The sequence below is a fragment of the Weissella thailandensis genome, assembly GCF_005405465.1.
Classification (GTDB): domain Bacteria; phylum Bacillota; class Bacilli; order Lactobacillales; family Lactobacillaceae; genus Weissella; species Weissella thailandensis.
The window spans coordinates 100273-123777 of the sequence record NZ_BJEC01000004.1 but is presented as its reverse complement, the minus strand read 5'-3'; the positions used below and the strand labels follow the sequence as shown (position 1 = coordinate 123777).

17 protein-coding genes are annotated in these 23505 nt (G+C 39.3%); 3 read left to right on the top strand and 14 right to left on the bottom strand.

Annotation, left to right across the window (positions count from 1 at the left end; genetic code table 11):
* Positions 1–226: 226 nt before the first annotated feature.
* The 7 genes from FFM62_RS02855 to FFM62_RS02825 form a co-directional block, all read right to left on the bottom strand.
* Positions 227–4540 carry a PolC-type DNA polymerase III gene (locus tag FFM62_RS02855; protein WP_115470758.1) on the bottom strand — a complete coding sequence of 1438 codons (4314 nt, stop codon included), beginning with the start codon at positions 4538–4540 and terminating at the stop codon, positions 227–229.
* 377 nt (positions 4541–4917) lie between these two features.
* Positions 4918–6630, bottom strand: coding sequence for a proline--tRNA ligase (locus tag FFM62_RS02850; RefSeq protein ID WP_115470757.1), 1713 nt, complete (start codon positions 6628–6630; stop codon positions 4918–4920).
* Between the two features lie 162 nt (positions 6631–6792).
* Positions 6793–8049: an RIP metalloprotease RseP gene (rseP, locus tag FFM62_RS02845; protein ID WP_115470756.1), complete on the bottom strand. Its 1257-nt coding sequence runs from the start codon at positions 8047–8049 to the stop codon at positions 6793–6795.
* Between the two features lie 290 nt (positions 8050–8339).
* On the bottom strand, positions 8340–9128 hold the full coding sequence (locus FFM62_RS02840; RefSeq protein WP_115470755.1) for a phosphatidate cytidylyltransferase: 789 nt from the start codon (positions 9126–9128) through the stop codon (positions 8340–8342).
* Between the two features lie 11 nt (positions 9129–9139).
* Positions 9140–9931, bottom strand: coding sequence for an undecaprenyl pyrophosphate synthase (gene uppS, locus FFM62_RS02835; RefSeq protein WP_115470754.1), 792 nt, complete (start codon positions 9929–9931; stop codon positions 9140–9142).
* A gap of 104 nt (positions 9932–10035) precedes the next feature.
* Positions 10036–10887, bottom strand: a complete 852-nt coding sequence (locus tag FFM62_RS02830; RefSeq protein ID WP_115470753.1) for a Cof-type HAD-IIB family hydrolase — start codon at positions 10885–10887, stop codon at positions 10036–10038.
* On the bottom strand, positions 10884–11309 hold the full coding sequence (locus tag FFM62_RS02825; RefSeq protein ID WP_115470752.1) for a GtrA family protein: 426 nt from the start codon (positions 11307–11309) through the stop codon (positions 10884–10886). Before FFM62_RS02825 ends, FFM62_RS02830 begins: the two co-directional genes overlap by 4 nt.
* Positions 11310–11446: 137 nt before the next feature.
* Here FFM62_RS02825 and FFM62_RS02820 point away from each other — a divergent pair, with 137 nt between their 5' ends.
* The 3 genes from FFM62_RS02820 to FFM62_RS02810 all read left to right on the top strand — a co-directional run bounded on the left by FFM62_RS02820 (position 11447) and on the right by FFM62_RS02810 (position 13523).
* A complete protein-coding gene (locus FFM62_RS02820) occupies positions 11447–12265 on the top strand; it encodes a hypothetical protein (protein WP_240005903.1) in 819 nt (272 codons plus the stop codon).
* An 84-nt stretch (positions 12266–12349) separates the two neighbouring features.
* Positions 12350–12625, top strand: a complete 276-nt coding sequence (locus FFM62_RS02815; protein ID WP_165845881.1) for an ArsR/SmtB family transcription factor — start codon at positions 12350–12352, stop codon at positions 12623–12625.
* A gap of 1 nt (position 12626) precedes the next feature.
* On the top strand, positions 12627–13523 hold the full coding sequence (locus tag FFM62_RS02810) for a cation diffusion facilitator family transporter (protein ID WP_115470749.1): 897 nt from the start codon (positions 12627–12629) through the stop codon (positions 13521–13523).
* A 226-nt stretch (positions 13524–13749) separates the two neighbouring features.
* On the opposite strand, the gene FFM62_RS02805 is transcribed toward FFM62_RS02810, so the two are convergent.
* The 7 genes from FFM62_RS02805 to nagA form a co-directional block, all read right to left on the bottom strand.
* On the bottom strand, positions 13750–14286 hold the full coding sequence (locus FFM62_RS02805; RefSeq protein WP_115470748.1) for a phosphoribosyltransferase: 537 nt from the start codon (positions 14284–14286) through the stop codon (positions 13750–13752).
* Between the two features lie 5 nt (positions 14287–14291).
* Complete coding sequence (locus FFM62_RS02800; protein ID WP_115470747.1) at positions 14292–15584, bottom strand: adenylosuccinate synthase; 1293 nt, start codon at positions 15582–15584, stop codon at positions 14292–14294.
* A gap of 227 nt (positions 15585–15811) precedes the next feature.
* Positions 15812–18382, bottom strand: coding sequence for a cation-translocating P-type ATPase (locus tag FFM62_RS02795; RefSeq protein WP_115470746.1), 2571 nt, complete (start codon positions 18380–18382; stop codon positions 15812–15814).
* A 364-nt stretch (positions 18383–18746) separates the two neighbouring features.
* Complete coding sequence (locus FFM62_RS02790) at positions 18747–20477, bottom strand: septation ring formation regulator EzrA (RefSeq protein ID WP_115470745.1); 1731 nt, start codon at positions 20475–20477, stop codon at positions 18747–18749.
* Positions 20478–20749: 272 nt separating this feature from the next.
* Positions 20750–21361 carry a 30S ribosomal protein S4 gene (gene rpsD, locus FFM62_RS02785; RefSeq protein ID WP_075269082.1) on the bottom strand — a complete coding sequence of 204 codons (612 nt, stop codon included), beginning with the start codon at positions 21359–21361 and terminating at the stop codon, positions 20750–20752.
* Positions 21362–21615: 254 nt separating this feature from the next.
* Positions 21616–22320, bottom strand: a complete 705-nt coding sequence (locus FFM62_RS02780) for a GntR family transcriptional regulator (RefSeq protein ID WP_115470744.1) — start codon at positions 22318–22320, stop codon at positions 21616–21618.
* 5 nt (positions 22321–22325) lie between these two features.
* Positions 22326–23501: an N-acetylglucosamine-6-phosphate deacetylase gene (gene nagA, locus FFM62_RS02775; RefSeq protein WP_115470743.1), complete on the bottom strand. Its 1176-nt coding sequence runs from the start codon at positions 23499–23501 to the stop codon at positions 22326–22328.
* Positions 23502–23505 lie beyond the last annotated feature (4 nt).

The window sequence follows — 23505 nt, the reverse complement described above, 5'->3', positions numbered from 1 at the left end:
AACTTTTTCCGTATTTTATAAGGCGGAATACCTTGTAGGTACATCGTGACTGCTTCAATTTGTACTTCTTTTGAAAACATAGTAAAACCCCGTAAGTTTGGAAATTACTCCAACTTACGGGGTTCAGTTCATCAACCTAACTAGATTGACGGCCTTTAGCTTGCTTACCATAAGGCTTTAAATAGCCTTCTATATTACATGATTAATTTTCAAAACTGGGACTGCGCTAAAATAGAGCCAATTGATTTTCATCTGGCATACCATTAAGAACCCCATTATCATCCATAAACTGCAACAAAGTCTTTGAAATACCACCCCGTTGCGCTAAGTCTTCTTTCGATAAGAATTCACCTTCAGCCCTTGCAGCAACAATACGCTTTGCCACGTTATCACCTAGTCCAGGTACCGAATTAAATGGTGCAATCAATGTATCACCATCAATTAACCAAGCATCTGAATCAGACTTATATAAGTCGACCATGCTAAAGTTAATCCCACGCTCTAGGGCTTCATTAGCAATTTCGAGTACAGTCATCAAGTCCTTGTCTTTAGCAGAAGCATCATTACCTTGATGTTTAATTTCCATAATTTTAGCTTTCGTACTATTTAATCCTCGTGACATTGACACAATATCAAAATTACTTGCACGAACTGAAAAGTATGCTGCGTAATACAGCATTGGGAAATAAACCTTGAAGTATGCAATTCGCAAGGCCATCAGCACATATGCAGCGGCATGGGCGCGTGGGAACATGTATTTAATCTTCAAACCAGATTCAATATACCATTCTGGCACACCTGCTGCGCGCATTTCAGCTTGGTATTCATCGATAATTCCTTTACCTTTACGCACTTTTTCCATAATTTGGAATGATGATTCCGGATTAACACCATAATTGATCAAGTCGGTCATGATTTTATCACGCGTTCCAATAACCGTACCAATTGTCGCCACACCACGTTCAATCAATTCATCAGCGTTACCACGCCAAACGTCTGTTCCGTGAGATAAACCTGATATTTGTAGCAATTCCGAATAATTCTTTGGATGGGTTTCTTCTAACATCCCCCGGACAAAGGCTGTTCCAAATTCTGGCACACCTAAAGTACCTGTTTTCGAAAAGATTTGGTCTTCAGTGACCCCTAGCACTTCTGGTGATGAAAATAGACTCATAACACCTGGATCGTTCATTGGAATCGTCGTTGGATCAATTCCCGACATATCCTGTAAGGCACGAATCATCGTTGGATCATCATGTCCAAGAATATCCATCTTCAAAATATTATCGTGAATTGAGTGGAAATCAAAATGAGTCGTTCGCCAAGTGGCCGACAAATCATCTGCTGGATATTGGATAGGTGTAAAGTCATAAATTTCCATGTCATCTGGCACAATTAGAATACCGGCCGGGTGCTGACCAGTCGTACGTTTCACACCAGTGGCTCCCATAGCCAATCTTTCGACCTCAGCACCTCTAAATTGTTTTTCATGGTCACGTTCATAGGCTTTAACATATCCAAAAGCTGTTTTATCAGCAACTGTCGCAATGGTTCCTGCACGGAAAACGTTATTTTCCCCGAACAGTGATTTCATATAATTATGCGCGAAAGGTTGATAATCCCCTGAGAAGTTCAAATCAATATCGGGCACTTTGTTACCCTTGAATCCCAAAAAAGTCTCGAAAGGAATATTGTGACCATCCCCAATCAACTTGGTCCCATCAATCGGACTATAACGCTCCGGTAAATCATACCCAGATTCGTAATCACGTGGATTAACGAATTCAACATAATCCCCATTCACACTACGATAATGTGGTGGTAAGGCATTAACTTCAGTAATACCAATTAACAAGGCAATAAGTGAAGAACCAACCGATCCACGTGAACCAACTAAGTAACCATCTTTATTTGATTTCGCAACGAGCCGCTGAGCAACTAAGTAGATAACCGCAAACCCGTTCTTAATAATTGAATGTAATTCTTGTTCAATCCGGGCTTCAACAACTTCCGGCAATGGATTACCATACATGCGATATGCCGTGTCATATGATTTTTGGCGAATCTCATCATTGGCCGTCGGCATATTTGGTGGATAATTACCCGTTTTGATAGCCTCGACATCGTCAATCATATCAGCGATAACATGTGTATTATCAATCACTAATTTCTTTGCTAGTTCTGGTTTCATCCAACTAAAATCATCTAGCACTTCTTGGGTCGTTCTAAAATGCATCTCAGGCAAGCTATGCCGGTTTAACGGATTAGCACCTCCCTGTGAACTGATTAAAATCTTACGATAAATACTGTCCTCAGGATTTAAATAATGAACATCCCCCGTCACAACAACCGGCTTATTTAATTCATCACCAATTTTGACAGCTTGCATCATTAGTTCACGTAAGCGTGCTTCATCCTTAATTAATTCACCCTCAATTTGTGGTAAATAATTGGCTGACGGCTGGATTTCAATATAATCATAATATTTCGCCTTATTTTTTGCGGCAGCGTATCCCTTTTGCATTAACGCTTCCCAGAATTCACCGGAACTATCACCTGTTCCCAATAGTAGGCCTTCGCGGTACTTATTCAATACTGATCGTGGTACGCGGGGTGTGCGATAAAGATAGTGAATATTAGATTCTGAAATCAATTTATACAGATTTTTGACCCCGGTTTGATTTTGAACAAGGACAACCGCATGATTTGGTCGACCATGGCGCCAAGCATCATTGTCAGTCATATGATCATTTAATTGATCAGCATACGCAATGCCATAAGACTCATTTGCTTCTTCCAAGAAGATACGATTTAAATTTCCCGTTGTTTCCGAATCAAAAATTGCACGGTGGTGTTGCTCTAATAGAACACCAAAATGTTTAGCCAATGTATTCAAGCGATACGAACGCATATTAGGGTATAAGAAGCGCGCTAAGGTTAATGTATCAATAACTGGATTGGTAATTGATCCCATACCATGACGTTCATACCCTTCATTCATGAAGCCCATATCAAAGGTCACATTATGGCCGACCAAAATAGCATCCCCATAGAATTCACGGAAAGCCGCAAAAACTTCTTGTTCAGATTTTGATCCTTGAACCATATCATCAGTAATTGAAGTCAAATCAACAGTTGTCTGACTTAACGGGAAGCCTGGATCAATAAATTCAGAAAACTCTGCTGTCACGTTTCCTTTGACCATCTTAACGGCGGATAATTCAATAACCTTGTCATAAGCAGCTGACAAACCAGTTGTTTCCACATCAAATACAACATATTCAGCATCATCTAAAGCTATGTGGGCGGGATTAAAAATAATTGGTTCGCCATCTTCAACCAAATTAACTTCAATACCATAAATCATTTTGATGTTATTATCGGCTGCAGAAGATGCTGCTTCAGGGAAGCCTTGTGCACCTGCAGTATCAGTGATTGCAATAGCGTCCATGCCCCAATCGCTGGCTTGTTTAACATAATCCTTAATCCCATTAGTTGCATCCATCGTTGACATCAAAGAATGTGCATGCAATTCAATACGTTTTGGATCCCCCTCGTATTTATCAACACGTGGCTCATGCTTAACGACTTGGATATCATACGCCATCATCGTGAGGTCATGTAAAAAGTCATCTTGTTGCACTGGACCACGTGCTCGAATCCACATGCCTGCCTTAACATTCGCAAAAAACGCTTCGTCATTTTCGTCACGTGAGAATTTCTTAAGAATAAACGAACTCGTATAGTCAGTCACTTTCATCGTCAATAGCTGGCGCTCTGATTTAAGTACTTTGACTTCTGCATCAAATACATAACCCTCAACAATTACCGATCGTTCTTCGTCAATAATATTGACCATGTCAGTTGTTTCAGCATCATTGGCTATTTTACGACCCAAATTATTACCACCATTGCCACCACCATGATTAGAGGTGTGGCGTTGTTTTGATGCTTGTTCTAATTGTACTTGGGCCATTTGAGCTAACTGTTCATCTTGCGAAGCTCGTTGGGCAATCGCCTCAGCTTGTGACTGGGCAACGAGTTCATCATCAACATTAATAACGAATGGTAAACTCTCAGTGAAACCAATTTGGCGGTAAGTTTGTTGAATTAAATTAAGGCCTGTTTGCTGAGCATAATTTGCCCACGCCTGTGAATCAAAAGTGAGAACAAGTTGATTATTCTCAGCAACCGGCATCACTTGACTAAATGCTTGTTGAAAAGCACCTGGTTCATTTTGATGTTGTTGTAAAACCCAGCGCCAATAATCAACAGCCTGTGTCATACGTGGCTGAGAAGTTAATTTAATTTCATAATTAACAGATGCAATATTTGCAAATGTTGTCTGCAATTTACTGATCAATGTCGCTAAAGTGGTCACATCAGGTAATTCAGGTAGTGCAAAATGGAATTGCCAAACTCGTGACTGCTTATGAATTGTCAATTTGGTCAGGGTTGCTTCTTGGAAGATGTCGGGCACCTCCTCATATTGCAACTGTTGTAACAATATTCGAAATTGTTCTTGTGGGTTCAACGCCATCACTTATAGCCCCTTTCATTTGTTTTACAATCTATTGCTATTATACATTGTCCATGAGTCATGGAAATATCAAATAGATGAATTAATTAATACTGAGGCACAAAAAAAGAGGAAGCAATGGGCAATTGCTTCCTCTACTGATGATAAATAGCTCAAAGTGCTATGCCATCATCGATAATAGATATGGATGGGCTTCCTAATCTATTATTAACGGTATACTCACATATACCAAATTTAAGGAGTAGTTGCAGGAACGGGCATTCCTGCTAGGTTATGAGTAATCATTATGGGCATCGATAGGATATCTCTGTATCCCTCATCGATAATTACACTATAAAGCCATAATCTTAAAACAAGGATAAATGATCTAATAATATTTAATTTTTATGTCCATCTAGGAAAACTTGTAGTGTTGAAACAAGTTCATCAGCACGAACTTCAATAGCCTCATCTGCTTGACGTAACTTAACTTCAACAATACCTTCACTCGCTTTTTTACCAATCGTTACTCGTACTGGCAAGCCAATTAAGTCTGAATCAGCAAATTTTACGCCAGGACGCTCATTACGGTCATCGACTAACACTTCATAACCAGCTGCTACCAAGCTATCATTTAATTCATCTGTCAACTTTGCTTGCGTTTCATTTTTGTACTTGATTGGTATCAAGTGAACATTCCATGGCGCAATAGCTGCTGGCCATGACAAACCATTTTCGTCGGCATTTTGTTCAGCAATCGCTGCCAAAAGACGTGACACACCAATACCATAAGAACCCATGATAACATCAGCTTGGCGACCATTTGCATCCAATACTTGTGCACCCATAGCCTTAGAATAACGAGTACCTAACTTAAAGATATGCCCAACTTCAATTCCTTTAGTAAATTGTAGATGACCTTTATTATCAATAGCTGGGTTTCCTTCACGCGCAATACGAATATCGGTTACTTCATCGATACGGAAATCACGGTCAACATTAGCATTTAAGTAATGGAAACCAGCTTCATTACCACCAACGACAATATTAGCCATATCTGTGACCCATTCATCGGCAATAATTTTCACTTCTTCGCCAACGCCAACAGGACCTAATGACCCAAATGGTGCCCCTAAGTATTGTTGCGCTTCCTCTTCAGTTGCTAAACGTAATTCACCAGCTTGCAAATAATTTTTCACTTTAACTTCATTGACTTCATAATCACCACGAACCAAAAGCATAACAGGTTCCCCATCAGCTATCATGAACAACGTCTTGACTAGTTTGTCTTCAGCAATTTGTAGATAGTCAGCCAATTCAGAAATTGTGGCAACGTCAGGCGTTGCAATCTTTTGCAAATCAGCCAAAGGTGCATGTGACTTGTTTGGTGTATACAAGTCCTTAGCCATCTCTAAGTTTGCTGCATAATCTGATTCATCTGAGTAGGCAATTGTGTCTTCACCAGCTGCGGCTGGCGCAGAAAATTCTTTAGAATCTGAGCCTCCCATGGCACCAGCATCACCAACGATAACCCGGTAGTCCAAACCAACACGATTGAAGATATTAACATAAGCTGATTCCATCTTCTTGTAAGCATCATCCAGACCAGCTTCGTCAATTGAGAATGAATAAGCATCCTTCATAATAAATTCACGACCACGAAGAACACCAAAGCGTGGTCGATCCTCGTCACGTAACTTGGTTTGAATTTGATAAATTGTTAATGGCAACCGCTTATATGATTTGATATCATCGCGAATCAACGTCGTCATCGTTTCTTCATGCGTTGGTCCAAGAATCATATCACGTCCATGACGATTTCTTAACTTAAACAAGTTTGGACCGTAAGTCTCATAACGTCCCGATTCTTGCCATAATTCTGCAGGCAAAAGAACTGGTGCCGTCATTTCTGTCGCATCAACTTTTTCCATCTCTTCACGAATGATTGCTTTTATCTTGTTTAATACACGTTGTGCCAATGGCAAATACGCGTATACACCCGCTGTTACTTGGCGAACATACCCCGCACGTAACATCATTTGGTGCGAAATGACTTCCGCATCTGCTGGTGTTTCACGCAACGTTGGAATAAAAACCTTTGATTGTTTCATGACTTATACCCATCCCTAATCTTTGCACAAAAAAGCGCATTAAAATTCTTTTTCTATCTTACCACATTTGTTTATTTAACGTTGACCTACATATAACCGAAAACGTTTCATATTATTAGCAGTCAAAATATTTCGTTCTAACAGCTGATAAACACCTACTACTTACTTCACGAAATAGCGTAGAATATCATTTCCTGTTACCGCAATCATTAAAATAAATAATAATCCCACACCAACTAAGGTCACTGCTAATTCAGCTTTTTCTGGTACCGGACGTCTAATTACCGCTTCGACCGCATTCAACAATAACTTACCACCATCTAATCCAGGAATAGGTAGCAAATTCATCATCCCCAAGTTAACTGACAACCAGGCCATAAAGGACACAATGGCTAATATTCCCATAGTGCTGACTTCTGAAGTATTTTTATAAATAGCAACTGGTCCGCCTAGCTTATTAAGTGAAAATCCTTGTACAAGATTTTTAATTGCTCGGAAGATCTGTGTCATCGATTGCGCAGTTGCTTGGAATCCATATCGTAACCTAGCCCCCAAGGCGGTTGTCTGTTTAGATGTCACGCCGATTTGACCAATCTTCATTCCCCCATTTTTAACACCCTTGGGAGTCAACGTCGTATGCTTCGTTTGACCATGACGTTCAAATGTCAATGAAACTTTTTTATCAGGCAATGTTTGAATCTTATTTTGCATACCTTGCCACGAATTAACTTTTTTACCATTGATTTCGGTGATTGTATCGTTAGATTTAATCCCGACCATAGCTGCTGGTGAATCTTTAGCAACGTGATCTACTGTAGTTGTAGAAACACCAGGTAACGTAAATGCCAAACCAATAAACAAAATCAAAGTCAGCAAAAAGTTATTCATAGGACCAGCAAAGTTAATCACCGCACGTTGCCATAATTTTGCGGATTCAATGTGCGTATCTCTTGGTGCTACTAACACGACTGTACCATCTGCCTCAACAACTGAAGCATCATGATCTACCGGTAAACGTACTAACTCACCATCTTCAGGCCAATAACCTTCAATCACCATATCATCAACTAAATCAACTTGATTAACAGTAATCGTACGGCCACCCACCAACTCCTCTTCATCCGACAAATTAATGCGGGTGACCATACCATCAGTCAGAACAACAGTAATCGACATCCCCGGCTGAATCGTTTCTTCTTCAGTATCTGCACGACCAGCCATACGCACATAACCACCAACCGGCAAAATGCGCCAAGTATAAGTTGTCCCATTGCGTTGCGTTTGCAATAATTTTGGTCCCATCCCAATTGCAAACTCTCGTACTCGAACGCCAGATTTTTTTGCAAAATAAAAGTGACCAAATTCGTGAACAATCACGATGACTCCAAATACAATAATAAATGTAATAATTGCTGTCATTCCTTATCTCCATCCCAATCTAAGTAGGGTTAGTATACTATAAATCATAGTGTGACAAAAGATGCTTTGAATTCGGATGTAACGTTGTTTATGCTATTTTTGTCCGTAGCAACGCGTAGGACAGGAATAGTGTAAATGACGTTACATTGAGAATTCAGTCTTTGGGAGCACGTTTAATCATAGTGTGACAAAAGATGCTTTGAATTCGAGGGTAACGTTGTTTATGCTATTACAGTTAAACCAAACTAAAAAAGGCTGACGTCTAACATCAGCCTTTTGTCATTAACTTATTAAAAAACACCCAGTAAGTACATGATTGGCAAAACAATCAACATTGAATCAAATCGATCTAAAATGCCACCATGACCTGGTAATACTGAACCAGAATCTTTGACATGGTAAAAACGCTTCAAAGCAGATTCAACCAAGTCACCAAACTGGCCAGCAACTGAAAGCAGAATACTGATTGCCAGCATGATCCACCAGCCGTATGCTTGTGGGAAATAATACGTATAAATTGCTGCTGCAATCACCGCAATGACACTACCACCAATTGAACCTTCCCAAGTTTTATTTGGTGAAATAGCCGTTAGTTTATGCTTACCAATTTGTCTACCAACCAAGTATGCACCAGAATCAGTAATCCAAACAATCAAAAAGGCATACATCAACGTATCCAGACCAGCTTCACGTGCTGATACCATCATACCAAATCCTAAACCAACATACATCATTGTTAATGTAAAGACACCCGCATCCTCAAAGTTAAACTTATTGCGAGCTACTACTGTATGTAATAACATCAAAATCACAAATATGTAAAGTAAAGAAGCAGGTTGTAATGTCGTTGGTAGATCAAGATTTTGCCAAATATCGTTTGGCAACGTCATGATAAATGCCCCAAGCATCGTCAAGATAGCACCAAAGTCAACTAACAATGTGCGACGCATTAAGACAACTTCTGATGCAGCAACAACGGCAAGTACTGAAGCAGCAATTTGAATCCAGATATTACCAGCAATCAAAATGGGTATAAAAATTGCCAATGCTACCACCGCCGTGATTACCCGTGTTTTCATTATTTTATCTCCTATTTTTTATCACTTTTATTTTCTGCTAAACCACCAAAGCGTCGATGACGTGACTGATAGATCATAATAGCACGCTTTAAGACTTCTGACGTAAAGTCAGGCCAATGTTCGTCCACAAAGACGAACTCTGAATAGGCAATCTGCCAAAGCAAAAAATTCGATAGTCGTTCTTCACCACTCGTACGAATCAACAAATCAGGGTCAGCATACTTATTTAGTGATGCGGTCATCAAAGATTGACCAAACCGCGTCTCATCAATATCTTCTGGCTTGATTTCCCCATTTAATACCTGTTGGGCAAGCTGCTGCGCACCGGACACAATCTCACTCCGACCCCCATAATTCAAGGCAAAGTTTAAGACCATGCCCGTATTATTAGCCGTTTGCGCAACGGCATTTTTAACGGCTTTTTGTGTGTAAGCAGGCAATTGATCGACATATCCAATAACATTGACGCGAATATTATTTGCAATTAAATCGGGTACAAAGGTATCAAAAAACTTACCCGGTAGCTTCATTAAAAATCCAACTTCAGTTTCCGGACGTTTCCAATTTTCAGTTGAGAAAGCATATAACGTTAAAACTTTCACACCCAAATCACTGGCAGCTTTAGTAATATCTTTAACGACTTCCATGCCACGCTGATGCCCAGCAACTCGTGGTAGATTTTGGCCCTTAGCCCATCGTCCGTTACCATCCATGATAATCGCGATATGTTGTGGTATCTGCTGACCGTCCAGCTCGATGGCCTGTTTATCAGCACGTTCTTCATGTCGGTCATTAAAAAACACGATTTACCCTCCAAGATTCTAACAAATAATCACTATGAAATATGACACACTTCATAATATTATATATTATACCAGTTTGTCACATAATATTTGCCTATTAACTATTACTTATCAAAAATTTTACTTGTACGATCATCAAACGCACCAGCTAATAATGCCTCAATGGTATCAATAACACCATTATGGTTGTTATCATTAACCGCTAAATTATCAATACGTACTTTCATAAAGTCTTCTGCGTTTGGCATAACAAAAGGATACTTCACATAACGGAGCATCTCTAAATCGTTACCATTATCACCAAAGGCCGCCATTTCTTCAGGCTTGATACCCCAAATTTCACCTAATTTTTCAAGACCAGTTCGTTTGTTTACCCCTGGTGCTAAAATATCAACTGTTCCAAAACCAGAACCAGTGGTATGTAGTTCCTCACCAAATTCTGCTCGTAGTTGTTGAATATATTGATGGACATCAATACCTTGTTCCCAAACAAATGTAAAGCGGAAGATATTGTCATCAATATCTTTAAACTTCTCTACCTGGTGAACGATCGGATAAAATTGTTTTACCATACTAATGATTTCTGGTGTTGCATGGTTAGAAACATATGCACCATTATGGCCTGATAAAACAATTAGGTTTTCCATTCCTGGATTAACATTGTTATTCCAATCAATGACCCGATCAATCTGTTCACGGGTAATATTTGTTTCAGCAACCACCTCATCATGGTCCATAACTAAGGCCCCATTATCGGAAACATAGGTGACGCGATCAGGATCAACAGGATTGAAATATGAACGAAGCATTTTATATTGGTTACCACTGGCGGCGACAAAACGAATACCCTTAGCATCCAATTCATCTAGTAAATCTTCCATTCGTACATAATCAAAGGTCCGATCATCACGCAATAATGTACCATCCATATCTGTTGCAATTAATTTAATCGTCATTTTTCAATTTTCTCCTTCAATCTAAATATCATTAATTTACTCAATACATAATTGGAAACAATTACAAATACATTTTGGATAATATTCCAAATCATATCATTTTGGTGTAGGATATGTACACCAAATAGCAAAATTAAGTATCCTACAACACCCGTTGCCAAACGTGCAAAGAAAAATTTAACCATTTCGAGTAAAATATTGACAAAGCCCGTTGTTTGACTATCAAACACCCATTTACGATTGGTTAAATAGGCAAACAAAACACTCAATATCCAAGCAAGAACATACGCAATGTTTATCGATAAATGCGACCAACGTGCTCCCGTATAGACAACAATGTTGACGACAGTTGTCAGTCCTCCAAAAATCAAATACATAATTTGCATTCGATATTTACTTAGCATCTCAATTACTGTACGCATTTCGTTACTCCATTTCAATCAATTTACAAAATAACACTCAAAACATTATACCAAACTCACTCGAAAGCTGGTTAGTTTGCTACAATTATATAGACAGTTCTTACAAATTTAACTTAATGATTTAGGAAGGCATGATTATGAATCCAGAATCTCATGATAATGTATCTCGTTTAAAACAACTTAAAGAAAGACCAGAAACGGAACGTCCAGGCAGTCGCCAAGCACGATTACAGAAAAAAATAAAACACTCAGACATTCAATGGTTGGCCTTATTACTTTGTGTCATTTCACAAAATATTATCTGGTGGGTGTATCCGCTCATCTATTCAAACAACCTGGCTGGGGGACAATGGCAACATAATCCACTATTAATTACCTATAGTATTATCATAGCGATAGCAATATTTTTAACTTTTAATCGCGGTTTTTCTCGTTGGATAAACTATGTGGTCATTTTATTCCCATTGCTATTCTTATATTTCTTGTATAAACAATTCACTGGGCAACAAGTCATGTTACTTGCACTACTTCCCATTACCCTACTACTAATAAATATTTCATGGTTAAGTTTACAAAATGTACTTGGTTTAATTTTATATTCAGGTATCGCAACTATCGTCATGCCTGTCGTTATTTTCTACCAACAAAATACATATTTAACACAACCATTTATTATTAGTTTATTACCGCTATTTTTCAGTTACCTCTACTTCATGAGTAGTGTGTTCGTCACACAGGGCCGCAATAAACGATTAACTTCGCTGGTTTTTGGCGTTATCCTATTACTAAACGTCCTAACCCTACCTTGGAATTTTTGGACAATTCTAACAATTATTATCATCATCTTTACTTGGATGGTACTAATTAATTTCAATTTAAAGCAACGTTACCGGATGGTATTCTTTACCATTCTACAGACATTGACCATCATGGTTATCTTTTTACAGCAAAACTAAACGATACGATAAAGGATCTGAAACAATATTAGTTTTCAGGTCCTTTTTCTTTAAATAAACATATTAACGTTTTATAATATGTTTATGGATGAAAAATTATCAGAGTTTTTTAAATTATTTTCAAATGTTCTACGACTAAAAATTTTAAAGATTTTAGCTGATCATGAACAGAACGTTTCAAATCTAGTTACAGCCACTGGCTATTCGCAATCAAATATTTCACAACAATTAAAAATGTTAAAACATGCCGATATTATCAGTTCTCACAAACACGGTAAACAAGTTTTTTACGTGTTAAAGGATGACCATATCCGTTCAATCATTGCATTAGCGACAACCCACTTGGAGGAAAAATTATAATATGCATAATCATCACGAACATGCAGCCGTTCCAAAAAGGCAAGTCCCCTATTTAATAGGCATTATCCTAAATACTGCTTTTATCATTGCTGAAATGATTTTTGCCCATTACGCCCATTCAACAGCTTTATTTGCAGATGCTTTGCACAGTATTAGCGATGTCGCATCACTGATACTAGCTTGGGCTGCTGTGGCTGTCTTTGGCTTGCGAGCCACGGATACTCACACGTATGGCTGGCATAATGCAACTATCCTAGCCAGCTTTATTAACGCGCTGTTCCTGTTAGTTGCCGTCTTTGTCATCTGGTACGAAGCAATTGTTAAGCTACTAAACGGTGGTGCCGAACCAGCTGGAAATTTGATTATGATCGTATCAGCTTTTGGAATTATCGTTAACTTTTTAGCAGCCAAGTTCTTTGCTATGGCTGGCGATCATAAGTCAGATATCAACGCGAAAGGCGCCTATGTTCATCTAATGGCTGATGCTGGCGTTTCTCTGGGAGTGGTTGTGGCTGGTTTACTGACCATGCTAACCAAATGGTTCTGGCTGGACCCAGTTGTTTCTATCATTATTGGTATTGTTATCATCGTGTCATCATGGGATATTTTCAAACAATCGGTTCTACTTATTTTCAATGGTGTCCCTGAAAACATTGATGAAGTTTCCGTTAAAAAAGCTATCCTGGATAATCCACAAGTCATCAGTTTACATGATTTACATATTTGGGGTATCTCAACAACAGAAACTGCATTAACCGTTCATCTAGTTGTTAAAGACCCTGGCGATATGGCGTTACTCTCTGATCTCGGTCACATGCTCCAAGATGATATGCACATTCAACACACAACTATTCAGCTTGAAAATAATATGCCAAACGAACCCTATAATGACATTTAATCAATAAACAAAAGAGAGAGCGAGACAAAAGTCGATTTTGAACTGAAGCCGGTATGTAACGTTATTTACGTCATTTTTGGCCGAAACAAGAATGTCATAAATCGCGTTACATTGAGACTTCAGACTTTTGGAACGCGTTTATGCTATAAAATTCATAGCCTTACAATTAATGCATTTTTAGCACAAAAGAGGTTGAGACATTGTTTTGTCTCAACCTCTTTGTTGTTTATTCGGATAATTCTAAAACAGCCACATATGGTAAACTACGATAATATTCATTGTAGTCCATCCCGTACCCAACCAAAAATTCATCAGGTACTTGGGCCCCAATAAAGTCTGGTGTAATACCACCTGCAGTAGTTGACTGGCGCTTATCTGTTGCAACTGCAACATACACTTTCTCAGCACCGCGTGCTTCAAAATCCGCCTTTAAATACCGTAACGTTAATCCTGAATCAACGACTTCGTCTAATATGACAACTGTTCGCCCAGACAAGTCAACCTTTAAATCTCTTTGAATTGTAATATGACCAGTTGATTGATCACCAACATAACTAGATACGTCAATATAATCCAATTCAATATCGCGGTTCATAGCCCGCATCAAGTCAGCCATCCACATGTAAGCGCCCTTCATGACACCGACAAATACCGGCCGTTCAACATCAACTAGTACTTCGTTGATTTCATCTGCAACACGCTTCACCATTTGGTCAATGTCATCTACAGATAAAACCGTTCGTGCTAATCTCATTTCAAACATGCTTATTATTCCTCATTCCAGATATCAAACAAGATAATAGTTTGTTCATTTGATGGGCCAACAGCGAATGTGTATAGTGGTACCCCAATCAATTCTTCAACACGCTTCAAGTAGTTCTCAGCGTTGGCGGGTAATTCTTCACGTGACTTAATACCCGTAATGTCTTCTGACCAACCTGGCAATTCCTCATAAATAGGTGTCACACGTTGCACGTCTTTCAAGTTAGCTGGATAGTGCGTAATGCGTTGACCATCTAATTCATAGGCCACGGCAAGCTTAACCGTTTCAAGTCCTGACAAAACGTCCAAACTATTTAATGATAAGTGGGTAAAGCCACCAATCCGAGCTGAGTGACGAAGAACAACTGTATCTAGCCAACCAATACGACGTGGACGCTTTGTAACAACACCATATTCATGACCAATTTCACGAATACGATTACCAACTTCATCAAATAGCTCCGTTGGGAAAGGACCATCCCCCACACGTGACGTATATGACTTAGCAACACCAACAACCCGCGTGATCTTAGTTGGGCCGACACCGGCACCAATAGTTGCGCCACCCCCAACAGGTGATGATGATGTCACGTATGGGTATGTTCCTTGGTCAATATCCAACATAGCACCCTGGGCACCTTCAAATAATACACGCTTTTGATCATCCAAATATTCATTGATCAATACAGTTGTATCAACAATGTATGGCTTCAACTGTTGACCATAATCAGCATATTCTGCGACTAATTCTTCAAGATAAAATGCCTCATGATCATAAAGTTTCTCAAGTACTTCATTTTTTTCAGCAAGTACATTAGATAGACGCTCACGTAATACCTCTTCGTCCAACAAATCAACGACACGGATTCCTACACGAGCAGCCTTATCCATATATGTTGGACCGATACCGCGTCCAGTTGTACCAATCTTGCCATCACCTTTCTTAGCATCGGCCAAGCGATCAAGCAACATATGATATGGAAAAATAACATGGGCACGATCTGAAATACGAAGATTTTCAGTCGTCACACCCTTTTTTTGGATTTCATGTAATTCGTCTAATAAAGCCTTTGGATTAACAACACAACCATTTCCAATCACCGCCAAACGATTTGGATTGAAAATACCAGATGGTACAGAAGACAATTCAAACTTCTGTCCATCAACATAAATGGTATGTCCGGCATTGTTACCACCTTGGTAACGCACTACCATATCGGATTTTTGTGAGATAAAGTTTGTTATCTTTCCTTTACCTTCGTCTCCCCATTGACTACCAACAACTACAATCCCTGCCATAATGGCCTCCTATTTTTAAATTCGTCAAAACACGAACATTATCAATTTTTTCAACACCTATTTAATTGTAACAACAAACTTTATTCGTTTCAACGGTCTTTCGTTAAAAGTTCGACTTTTAATCATTCAAGCTGTTATATCCTATCATTCAAATGATTAAAAACGATTTTTTTAAGTAATAACATATAAAATAAGCACAAGATGCGAACATCCTGTGCTTATAGTTATTATTTAGCTGATTTAATTGCTTTATGAATTTCCCAATAAATATTCGGAACCAATGATAATACAATTGTAATTATCCAAGCCATACCACTTAATGGTACAAAGCTAAATAATGTCTGCGTCACTGGCAGCAATACTAGAAGAATTGTCAATGCTACTGCCAATCCTGCCATCATTACTAACATTGGATTAGCACTAAACTTAATCTTGAACATTGACTCTTCACTACGGATATTAAACACGTTCAGAATTGAAGTCAATGACAATACAACAAAGGCCATTGTCGTTCCTACGGCGCTATCATGAGTATAAACACCATAACCTTGTGCTAGCAAACTAACTGCAGCAAATAGAATAACATTGATAACAATTCTAGTTGCTAAACCATTCGCAAACAAACTATCCTTAGGACTAACAGGGTCTTGGTTCATCACATTATCATGAACTGGTTCACGACTAAGGGCAAATCCAGGCAACCCATCGGCAACCAAGTTAATGAACAATAGTTGCGTAGCAATCAGCGGTGATCCCCAGCCAAGTAAGATAGCACCAATGATAATAATAATCTCCGACATGTTAGCACTCATCAAGAAATTAACAGTCTTACGAACATTACCATAAATACCACGACCAGTTTCAACCGCGCGGACAATACTTGCAAAGTTATCATCCGTCAAAACAATTGCTGATGCTTCACGGGCAACATCTGTTCCTGTCTTACCCATTGCAATTCCGACATCTGCACGACGTAAGGCAGGCGCATCATTCACCCCATCTCCAGTCATAGCAACAACGTCCCCACGCTTTTGCCATGATTTAACGATTCGAATCTTATCCTCTGGGGTTACACGGGCATAAACAGCATACCGATCAACATTCTTATCAAGTTCCTCATCAGACATTTTATGCAATTCTGAACCTGAAAGAGCTAAATCATTTTCACCTAAAATACCAATTTCACGTGCAATTGCACTAGCAGTGACCACGTGATCACCTGTAATCATAAGTGGCTTAATACCCGCGGCACGGGCCTCAGCAACAGCTTGTGCCGATTCTGGTCTTGGTGGATCAATAATTCCAACCAATCCCAATAGGGTCATACCTTTTTCTAATTCATCAGCAGTTGGTTCCATACTAATTTCAGGTAACTTAACAACTCCGACAGCGATAACACGCAAGGCATTCGTACCAAACTCTTTATTTATCTTAATTGCTTGTTCATGCATCTCTGTTGGGAACTTAGGCAACAAGACATCAAATGCCCCTTTGGTAACTGCTAGATAACCATCTTCAACACGATGAACTGTTGTCATTCGCTTTCGAGTTGAATTAAATGGTAGTTCATAAACCTTTGGATATTTGTTTTGCAAAGCTTCATATTCAGAATACTCACCGAGTGCATTGACCATCGCAACTTCGGTTGGTAACCCAGATACTTCATCATCAGGTTTCGTCACATTGGTTGACAATGCCCCAAACTTTAAGACATCAGGGATTTGCTCAACTAGCTCTTCATCATGGTAAACATGATCTGCTTCTGCGTCCCAAGCTCGACGAACAGTCATTTTATTTTGTGTTAACGTACCTGTCTTATCAGATGCAATGACCGTTGCTGACCCTAATGTTTCAACGGCTGGTAGACGACGAACAATCGCCTGACGCTTAGCCATCTTTTGCACACCGATTGCCAATGTAATCGTCACGATAATCATCAACGTTTCTGGCACAACGGCAACCGCTACTGATACAGCAGTCATGAATAATTCTAGTAATGGTTCTCTAGCTGCAAGACCTAATCCAATGACAATTAAGGCTGCCAAAATCGCAATAACACTCAAGCGCTTACCAAGTTGGGCAAGTCTAATTTGTAATGGTGTCTGTTCACGTTTTTCATTACCTAATAAGCCGGCAATTTTACCCATCTCAGTCTGCATACCAATGGCGGTAACCACACCCGTTCCGCGACCGTTCACAACGGCAGTTCCACGATATACATGATCTAAACGATCTCCTAATGAGTCATCTTCGGAAGAGATTTCCGTCTCGTCCTTTTCAATGGCATCACTTTCTCCAGTCAATGCAGATTCTTCAACTTGTAACTCACTTGTTTCAATTAATTGCGCATCGGCAGAAATTTTTTCACCGTTCTCAAGAACTAAAACATCACCCACAACAATATCGGCAATTGGAATCGTAGTCACTTTGTTATCACGCTTGACAGTTGCTTCGGCACTTTCTAGACCCTTTAAGGAGTCTAGAGCTGCTTCAGCTCGCCCTTCTTGATAAATAGATAGCACTGAATTAATAATGACAATTCCAATAATTAACAGACTTTCAAAATAATGTCCGTCACCCTTCATAAGTGATGTGATTAATGAAATAACCGCAGCAATTATCAAAATAATCGTTGCCACATCACTTAAACTACGCTTTATCTTTGACCATAATGGTTCTTTTGGCGCTTCGTTAAATTCATTTGTTCCATATTTATCTCGTGCCTGCTGCACTTGGACTTCTGTCAACCCTTTTTCGACATCGGTTGACGCATGATCACTTGGTAACTTATCTTCCATAAACTCTCCTTTTGTTTCATAAAAATTTCGTATGCCTTATGTATACAAGCTTACCAGATATTAGTATTTTTGTAAAACTTTAAGTAAAAACGTAACTTTTAAGGTAAAAGAGAGCGTGAAAAAAATTGTTTTTAAGCTGGTATGTAACGTAGTTTGCGACATTTTTGGCCGGAGCAGAGCGTAGGACAGGAATGGCGTAAATTGCGTTACATTGAAGCTTCAGATTGTTGGAACGCGTTTAAAAGAGAGCGTGAAAAAATTTGGTTTGAAGCCGGTGTGTAACGTAGTTTGCGACATTTTTAACGCAAAAAAGTGGTCAAGGCATTTATTTTGTCTTGACCACTTTATACTTAATAGATATTAATCATTGTTCAGAAAATTCTGCTTGTAACCGTGCTTGCTCTTGACGATACTGCTGAACGACCCGTTCAGTTAATCCAGGCTCCAATTGATCAAGCATGACCCCTAATGTCTTCATAGCTTGTTCATAATCATAGCCCGTTTCATAGTAATAACGTGCTTGCTGCGTTGCCTGAGCCACTGCAGGGTTATCACGATACAACAATGCTTTACGAACCAAACGTTCAGTAACCGTAGCCGCTTCAATCAACTCATCCGTTCGTTCCTGCAATGTATCTAAGTCCGCTGTCACGATACTCAATTGTCGTAGCGCATCATCAACATTAACGCGCGCCATATTAAGTTGTTGTTTAACGCGCTCTAATTCATCACTCACTGAATAAAAAATTGATAGATAGGTTTCCGGTAGCCCTGGTAACCCTTGACGTTCGAATGATCGCTGAATCAAACGCAACTTGTCTGACAGCAAGGTTACCCGTTTCTTTGACTGCTCCAGTTGTCCTGGCAACTCTTGATAAGTTTGCCAACGTGCAACTTGTTCGCGTTCAATTCGTTCAAGATCTTTCTGAATGGCAACTTGTTCACTGATCAAGTTAGAAAATATCGCTTCATGACGCGCAATTTTTTGCTTTAATTCTTCAAAATTGACGGTATCATTTGATAACTGAATTTCCCAAGTACGAATTTGTCCCACTTCATCTTTTGAAAATACAAAATCTTGGTTCAAACGATCTAAACGGGCATATAATTCATGATTTTGACGTTTATTATGAGCAAGGTATCCTGTCAAATTCTCATTATTTTCCCAAACTGTTTGGGCAGCCTTCGCTTCTTTATCAAAAGTCTCGTATAAGAGTTCTGTACGATCTTCCATTCGTGTGATCTCTTCTGACACTTTTTTGAGCGTCAACTCTTTCAATAACTCCAAAGCTGCTTCTAATTCTTCGCGAATATTTGCCAATTCCTTCTCAATATTCGTTTCAAACCTAAATCCTTCAGCAGACATTTTATTATATGCATCTTGCAATTCTGATAACTGACCCGGAATAGTATCATCCAATTTATTGAAAAGATCAGGTATTTGCTCAATACGCTGTTCCAATTGGTTAGTTTCCATACCTAAAGTTTCATAGATACCAGCAGCCGTTGCGTGATCACCAGCCTCGGTCAGACGAGCAAACTCTGCAAAATCATCTTCTAACGAGCCTAATATCTCTTCCAACTTATCAATTGCTGGTCCAAATGCAAAATTTTGTGACAATAACACTTTTCGTAGTTCTTGATACTTACTTTCTAAATCCTTAACTGCTTGTTTATGGGCAGCATCCATTTGTTCTAAATCACTTAAACCCTGGTTCACAACATCAATGATTGCTTCTGCATCACGAATTTGTTGCTGAAGGCTTTTCATTCCTTGCGCAGTCTTTAAGAAATTTAACCCCTGCGAATCAAATAATACGGTATTTGCTTTTAAATCAATATTGTTAAACTCGTTTGTTTCCAAATGGTTATACTTTGCTTCCAACAATTGAAATTGCTTCAAAGACTGTCCCGTTAAGCTCAACTGTCGCCCTTTAACTAACCGATCACGCATTGGAATCTCAGCCAATTGGGCTTTCTTTTGAATTAACTTATTAACTTTTCGCGCTGTCAATCGTTGAGAGACAAAGATAATCAAATAAATGGCTGCTACTACAATGATTAAGCCAATTACAATGTGTCCAATCTGTGTCATACTCTTTTATCTGGTGATCAATTATCACCATACTCCTAACTATCGGGAATTCTAATAAGATTAGCGTACCACGTGACTTCTATTACATGTTAATTTTTTACATTTGTTTAGACTTTATTTGGTGTTCTTTAACCTTTTTTAACTTATTCTACTATTTTTTGTTCAAATAAATAAATAAAAACAATTTACAAACATTTTAAAGTAATAAAAAAGCCAAGGCAAATGCCTTGGCTTTTTTATTGTGTACCCACAAACCGGTAAGCGAATAAAAATTATCCGATACGGTTGTAGTACTCAACGATAAGGGCTTCATTGTATTCGTGATCCAATTCAGCACGCTCTGGTTCGCGAACCAAAGTTCCCTTTAATGTATCTTTATCAAATTCAACGAATGGTAGTGTTCCAGCTTGTGCTTCAACAGCAGCTTGGATGTACACATTCTTTTGTGACTTCTCACGGACTGAGATTTCTTGTCCAACAGCAACTTCGTATGAAGGAACATCCAAACGCTTACCATCAACTAAGATGTGACCGTGGTTAACAAGTTGACGAGCTTGTTGACGTGTTGTAGCCAAACCTAGACGGTAAACCATGTTGTCCAAACGACGCTCTAGCAATGACAAGAAGTTGTCACCGTGAGTACCCTTACGAACCTTACCTGCCTTCAAGAACAAGTTGTGGAATTGACGCTCAGTCAAACCGTAAGTGTAACGTACCTTTTGCTTTTCTGCTAATTGAATACCATAATCTGATGGCTTTGAACGACGGCCGGCACCGTGATCACCAGGTGCATAATTACGGTTAGCAATTTCCTTACCAGTACCTGATAGTGAAACACCAAGACGACGTGACAAACGGTACTTAGGACCAGTATAACGTGACATATTTAAATGTCCTCCAGAATTTTTTATTTTGTTGAATTCTAGAGAGTTGCCTCACATTCGTGCAATTCGCCCAAACTTTCACCGCTGCAGCGCGGGTACTAGCGTGTTCTCCGCCATAATTGAAACGGGTCGGTAAATTGTTGACGAGCTTGCGGACAACCCGCTGCAGTTTTCAACACTTTAAGTATTCTACCAAAATATGAAACGATAAACAAGTGTTAAATCATAATCCTATTTGGTTAGTCATGACCTTATTAAGATTTTTCCATATAAAATTCAAATCGCGAACCAACATATTGGGTTTGAACGTATTCAAATGGCGTTTCTTTGGCATCATAAGTAATTTGACGCAGAATCAAAACGGGATCCCCTCGTTTAATTGCTAAATATTCAGAAATTCGTTCATTAACAGCCGCAGCAGTCACTGTTTGCTGGGCACGGCCAATTTTCAAGCCACGCTCTTCAGCCAGCGTTCGATATAGTGAATCAGTTAAGTCGTTTCTTGATAACCCTTCGATGAGTGACTCGGGAATTGCAGCCACTTCAAAGGCAATCGGTTCGTCGTCACCATAACGAACACGTTCCATTCGCAATACCCGTGCATCTGATGATAACTGCAATTGTTCCTGTTCTGAATTTGTTGCGCGTCCGACATGAAAACTAACCGTCTTTGAAGTCGCTTTTTTCCCTGCATCAGCCATTAAATCCGTAAATGATGTAATCCCATTCAAATGTTCCTGCACTTTTTGCTCAGACACGAACGTGCCGGAACCCACACGTCGTTCTAAAACACCTTCATCTACTAATAGCATAATAGCTTGGCGTAATGTCATACGTGAGACACTGAATTGATCCGCTAATTCACGTTCTGCTGGAATTCTATCTCCAGGTACCCACCGACCTGCATCTATTGCTTCATGAATTTCATCATGGATTTGAATATATACCGGAGAACCCATAGTCTCTACTCCTTTGTTTCAACACCGTCTTGCTTTGAAAAGCGACGGCCCATACTGTATGTTGTTTGTAATTCAGTTAAATCTGCGTTAAAGACATTTAAATCAGCATCCTTACCCACTGCTAAAGTTCCTTTGGTATCAAGTCCAAATTCGACTGCCTGATTAACTGATGCCATCTGAATAGCTTCGTGGATAGTAGCTCCCGTAAAAGCCATGATATTTCGGAAAGCATCATCAAATTCCAAGACAGAACCGGCTAAAGTGACATCCTCTAAACGTGCTTGCTTATCTTTTACCCAAACTTTTTGACCACCAAGTTCAGATTCACCATCACCAAGGCCTTTTGCCCGCATTGAATCGGTAATCAAATCAATGCGATGTGCTGACTTAAGTTTATAAGCCACATTTACCATATCTGGATAAACATGGAAACCATCAACAATCAATTCCGTACGAATATTATCTTCAAGCATAGCATGGCCAGTTACCCCAGGTTCACGATGAGCCATTGGACGTTGTGCATTATACAAATGTGTGATGTGACTAGCCTTTGATTGCTTTTGCAAAAAATCACGGGTCGCATTTGAATGACCAATCGAACCAATAATATGATTATCAGCTAGGTAATCTTCAAATTCAGCGACATTTTCGGCCTGTTCTGGTGCATAAGTAATCAGACGAACACGGTTACCAGATAGTTCATGCCATTTCTGTACCAATTCTTTACTAGGTGCAATGATATATTTTTCTGGTTGTGCACCCTTAAAGTGAGGATTAATAAATGGTCCTTCAAGGTGAACCCCAACAATTGCTGGCTCTTGTTCAGCGGCTTCATTAACAGCTGTCATCGCCTTTGAAATATTATCAACTGATTGTGTCATCGTTGTGGGGAAAACGGCTGTGATACCTTCTGAAATTTGGCCATGAACCATCTTAACAATGTCAGTCGTCTCACCATCCATCGTGTCAAAACCATAAGCGCCATGTGTATGAACATCAATAAATCCTGGCACGATCACTTGGCGATCAGCACGAACCAATTCGTCCGCCGAAGTTGCAACGAGTTCTGACATTGGTCCCATCGCTTCAATTTGTTGATCAAATCGAATGTAAGCATCCTTTATCACTGGGCGCTCAGCTTCTCCAGTATAGATTGTGGCATGTGTTAAAACTTTACTCATGATT

What these genes read in the sequence shown, in the direction of transcription:
- FFM62_RS02855 (WP_115470758.1), bottom strand. Translation starts at nt 4,540, where the DNA reads ATGGCGTTGAACCCACAAGAACAATTTCGAATATTGTTACAACAGTTG.
- FFM62_RS02850 (WP_115470757.1), bottom strand. Translation starts at nt 6,630, where the DNA reads ATGAAACAATCAAAGGTTTTTATTCCAACGTTGCGTGAAACACCAGCA.
- rseP (WP_115470756.1), bottom strand. Translation starts at nt 8,049, where the DNA reads ATGACAGCAATTATTACATTTATTATTGTATTTGGAGTCATCGTGATT.
- FFM62_RS02840 (WP_115470755.1), bottom strand. Translation starts at nt 9,128, where the DNA reads ATGAAAACACGGGTAATCACGGCGGTGGTAGCATTGGCAATTTTTATA.
- FFM62_RS02830 (WP_115470753.1), bottom strand. Translation starts at nt 10,887, where the DNA reads ATGACGATTAAATTAATTGCAACAGATATGGATGGTACATTATTGCGT.
- FFM62_RS02825 (WP_115470752.1), bottom strand. Translation starts at nt 11,309, where the DNA reads ATGCGTACAGTAATTGAGATGCTAAGTAAATATCGAATGCAAATTATG.
- FFM62_RS02820 (WP_240005903.1), top strand. Translation starts at nt 11,447, where the DNA reads ATGAATCCAGAATCTCATGATAATGTATCTCGTTTAAAACAACTTAAA.
- FFM62_RS02815 (WP_165845881.1), top strand. Translation starts at nt 12,350, where the DNA reads ATGGATGAAAAATTATCAGAGTTTTTTAAATTATTTTCAAATGTTCTA.
- FFM62_RS02810 (WP_115470749.1), top strand. Translation starts at nt 12,627, where the DNA reads ATGCATAATCATCACGAACATGCAGCCGTTCCAAAAAGGCAAGTCCCC.
- FFM62_RS02805 (WP_115470748.1), bottom strand. Translation starts at nt 14,286, where the DNA reads ATGTTTGAAATGAGATTAGCACGAACGGTTTTATCTGTAGATGACATT.
- FFM62_RS02800 (WP_115470747.1), bottom strand. Translation starts at nt 15,584, where the DNA reads ATGGCAGGGATTGTAGTTGTTGGTAGTCAATGGGGAGACGAAGGTAAA.
- FFM62_RS02795 (WP_115470746.1), bottom strand. Translation starts at nt 18,382, where the DNA reads ATGGAAGATAAGTTACCAAGTGATCATGCGTCAACCGATGTCGAAAAA.
- FFM62_RS02790 (WP_115470745.1), bottom strand. Translation starts at nt 20,477, where the DNA reads ATGACACAGATTGGACACATTGTAATTGGCTTAATCATTGTAGTAGCA.
- rpsD (WP_075269082.1), bottom strand. Translation starts at nt 21,361, where the DNA reads ATGTCACGTTATACTGGTCCTAAGTACCGTTTGTCACGTCGTCTTGGT.
- FFM62_RS02780 (WP_115470744.1), bottom strand. Translation starts at nt 22,320, where the DNA reads ATGGGTTCTCCGGTATATATTCAAATCCATGATGAAATTCATGAAGCA.
- nagA (WP_115470743.1), bottom strand. Translation starts at nt 23,501, where the DNA reads ATGAGTAAAGTTTTAACACATGCCACAATCTATACTGGAGAAGCTGAG.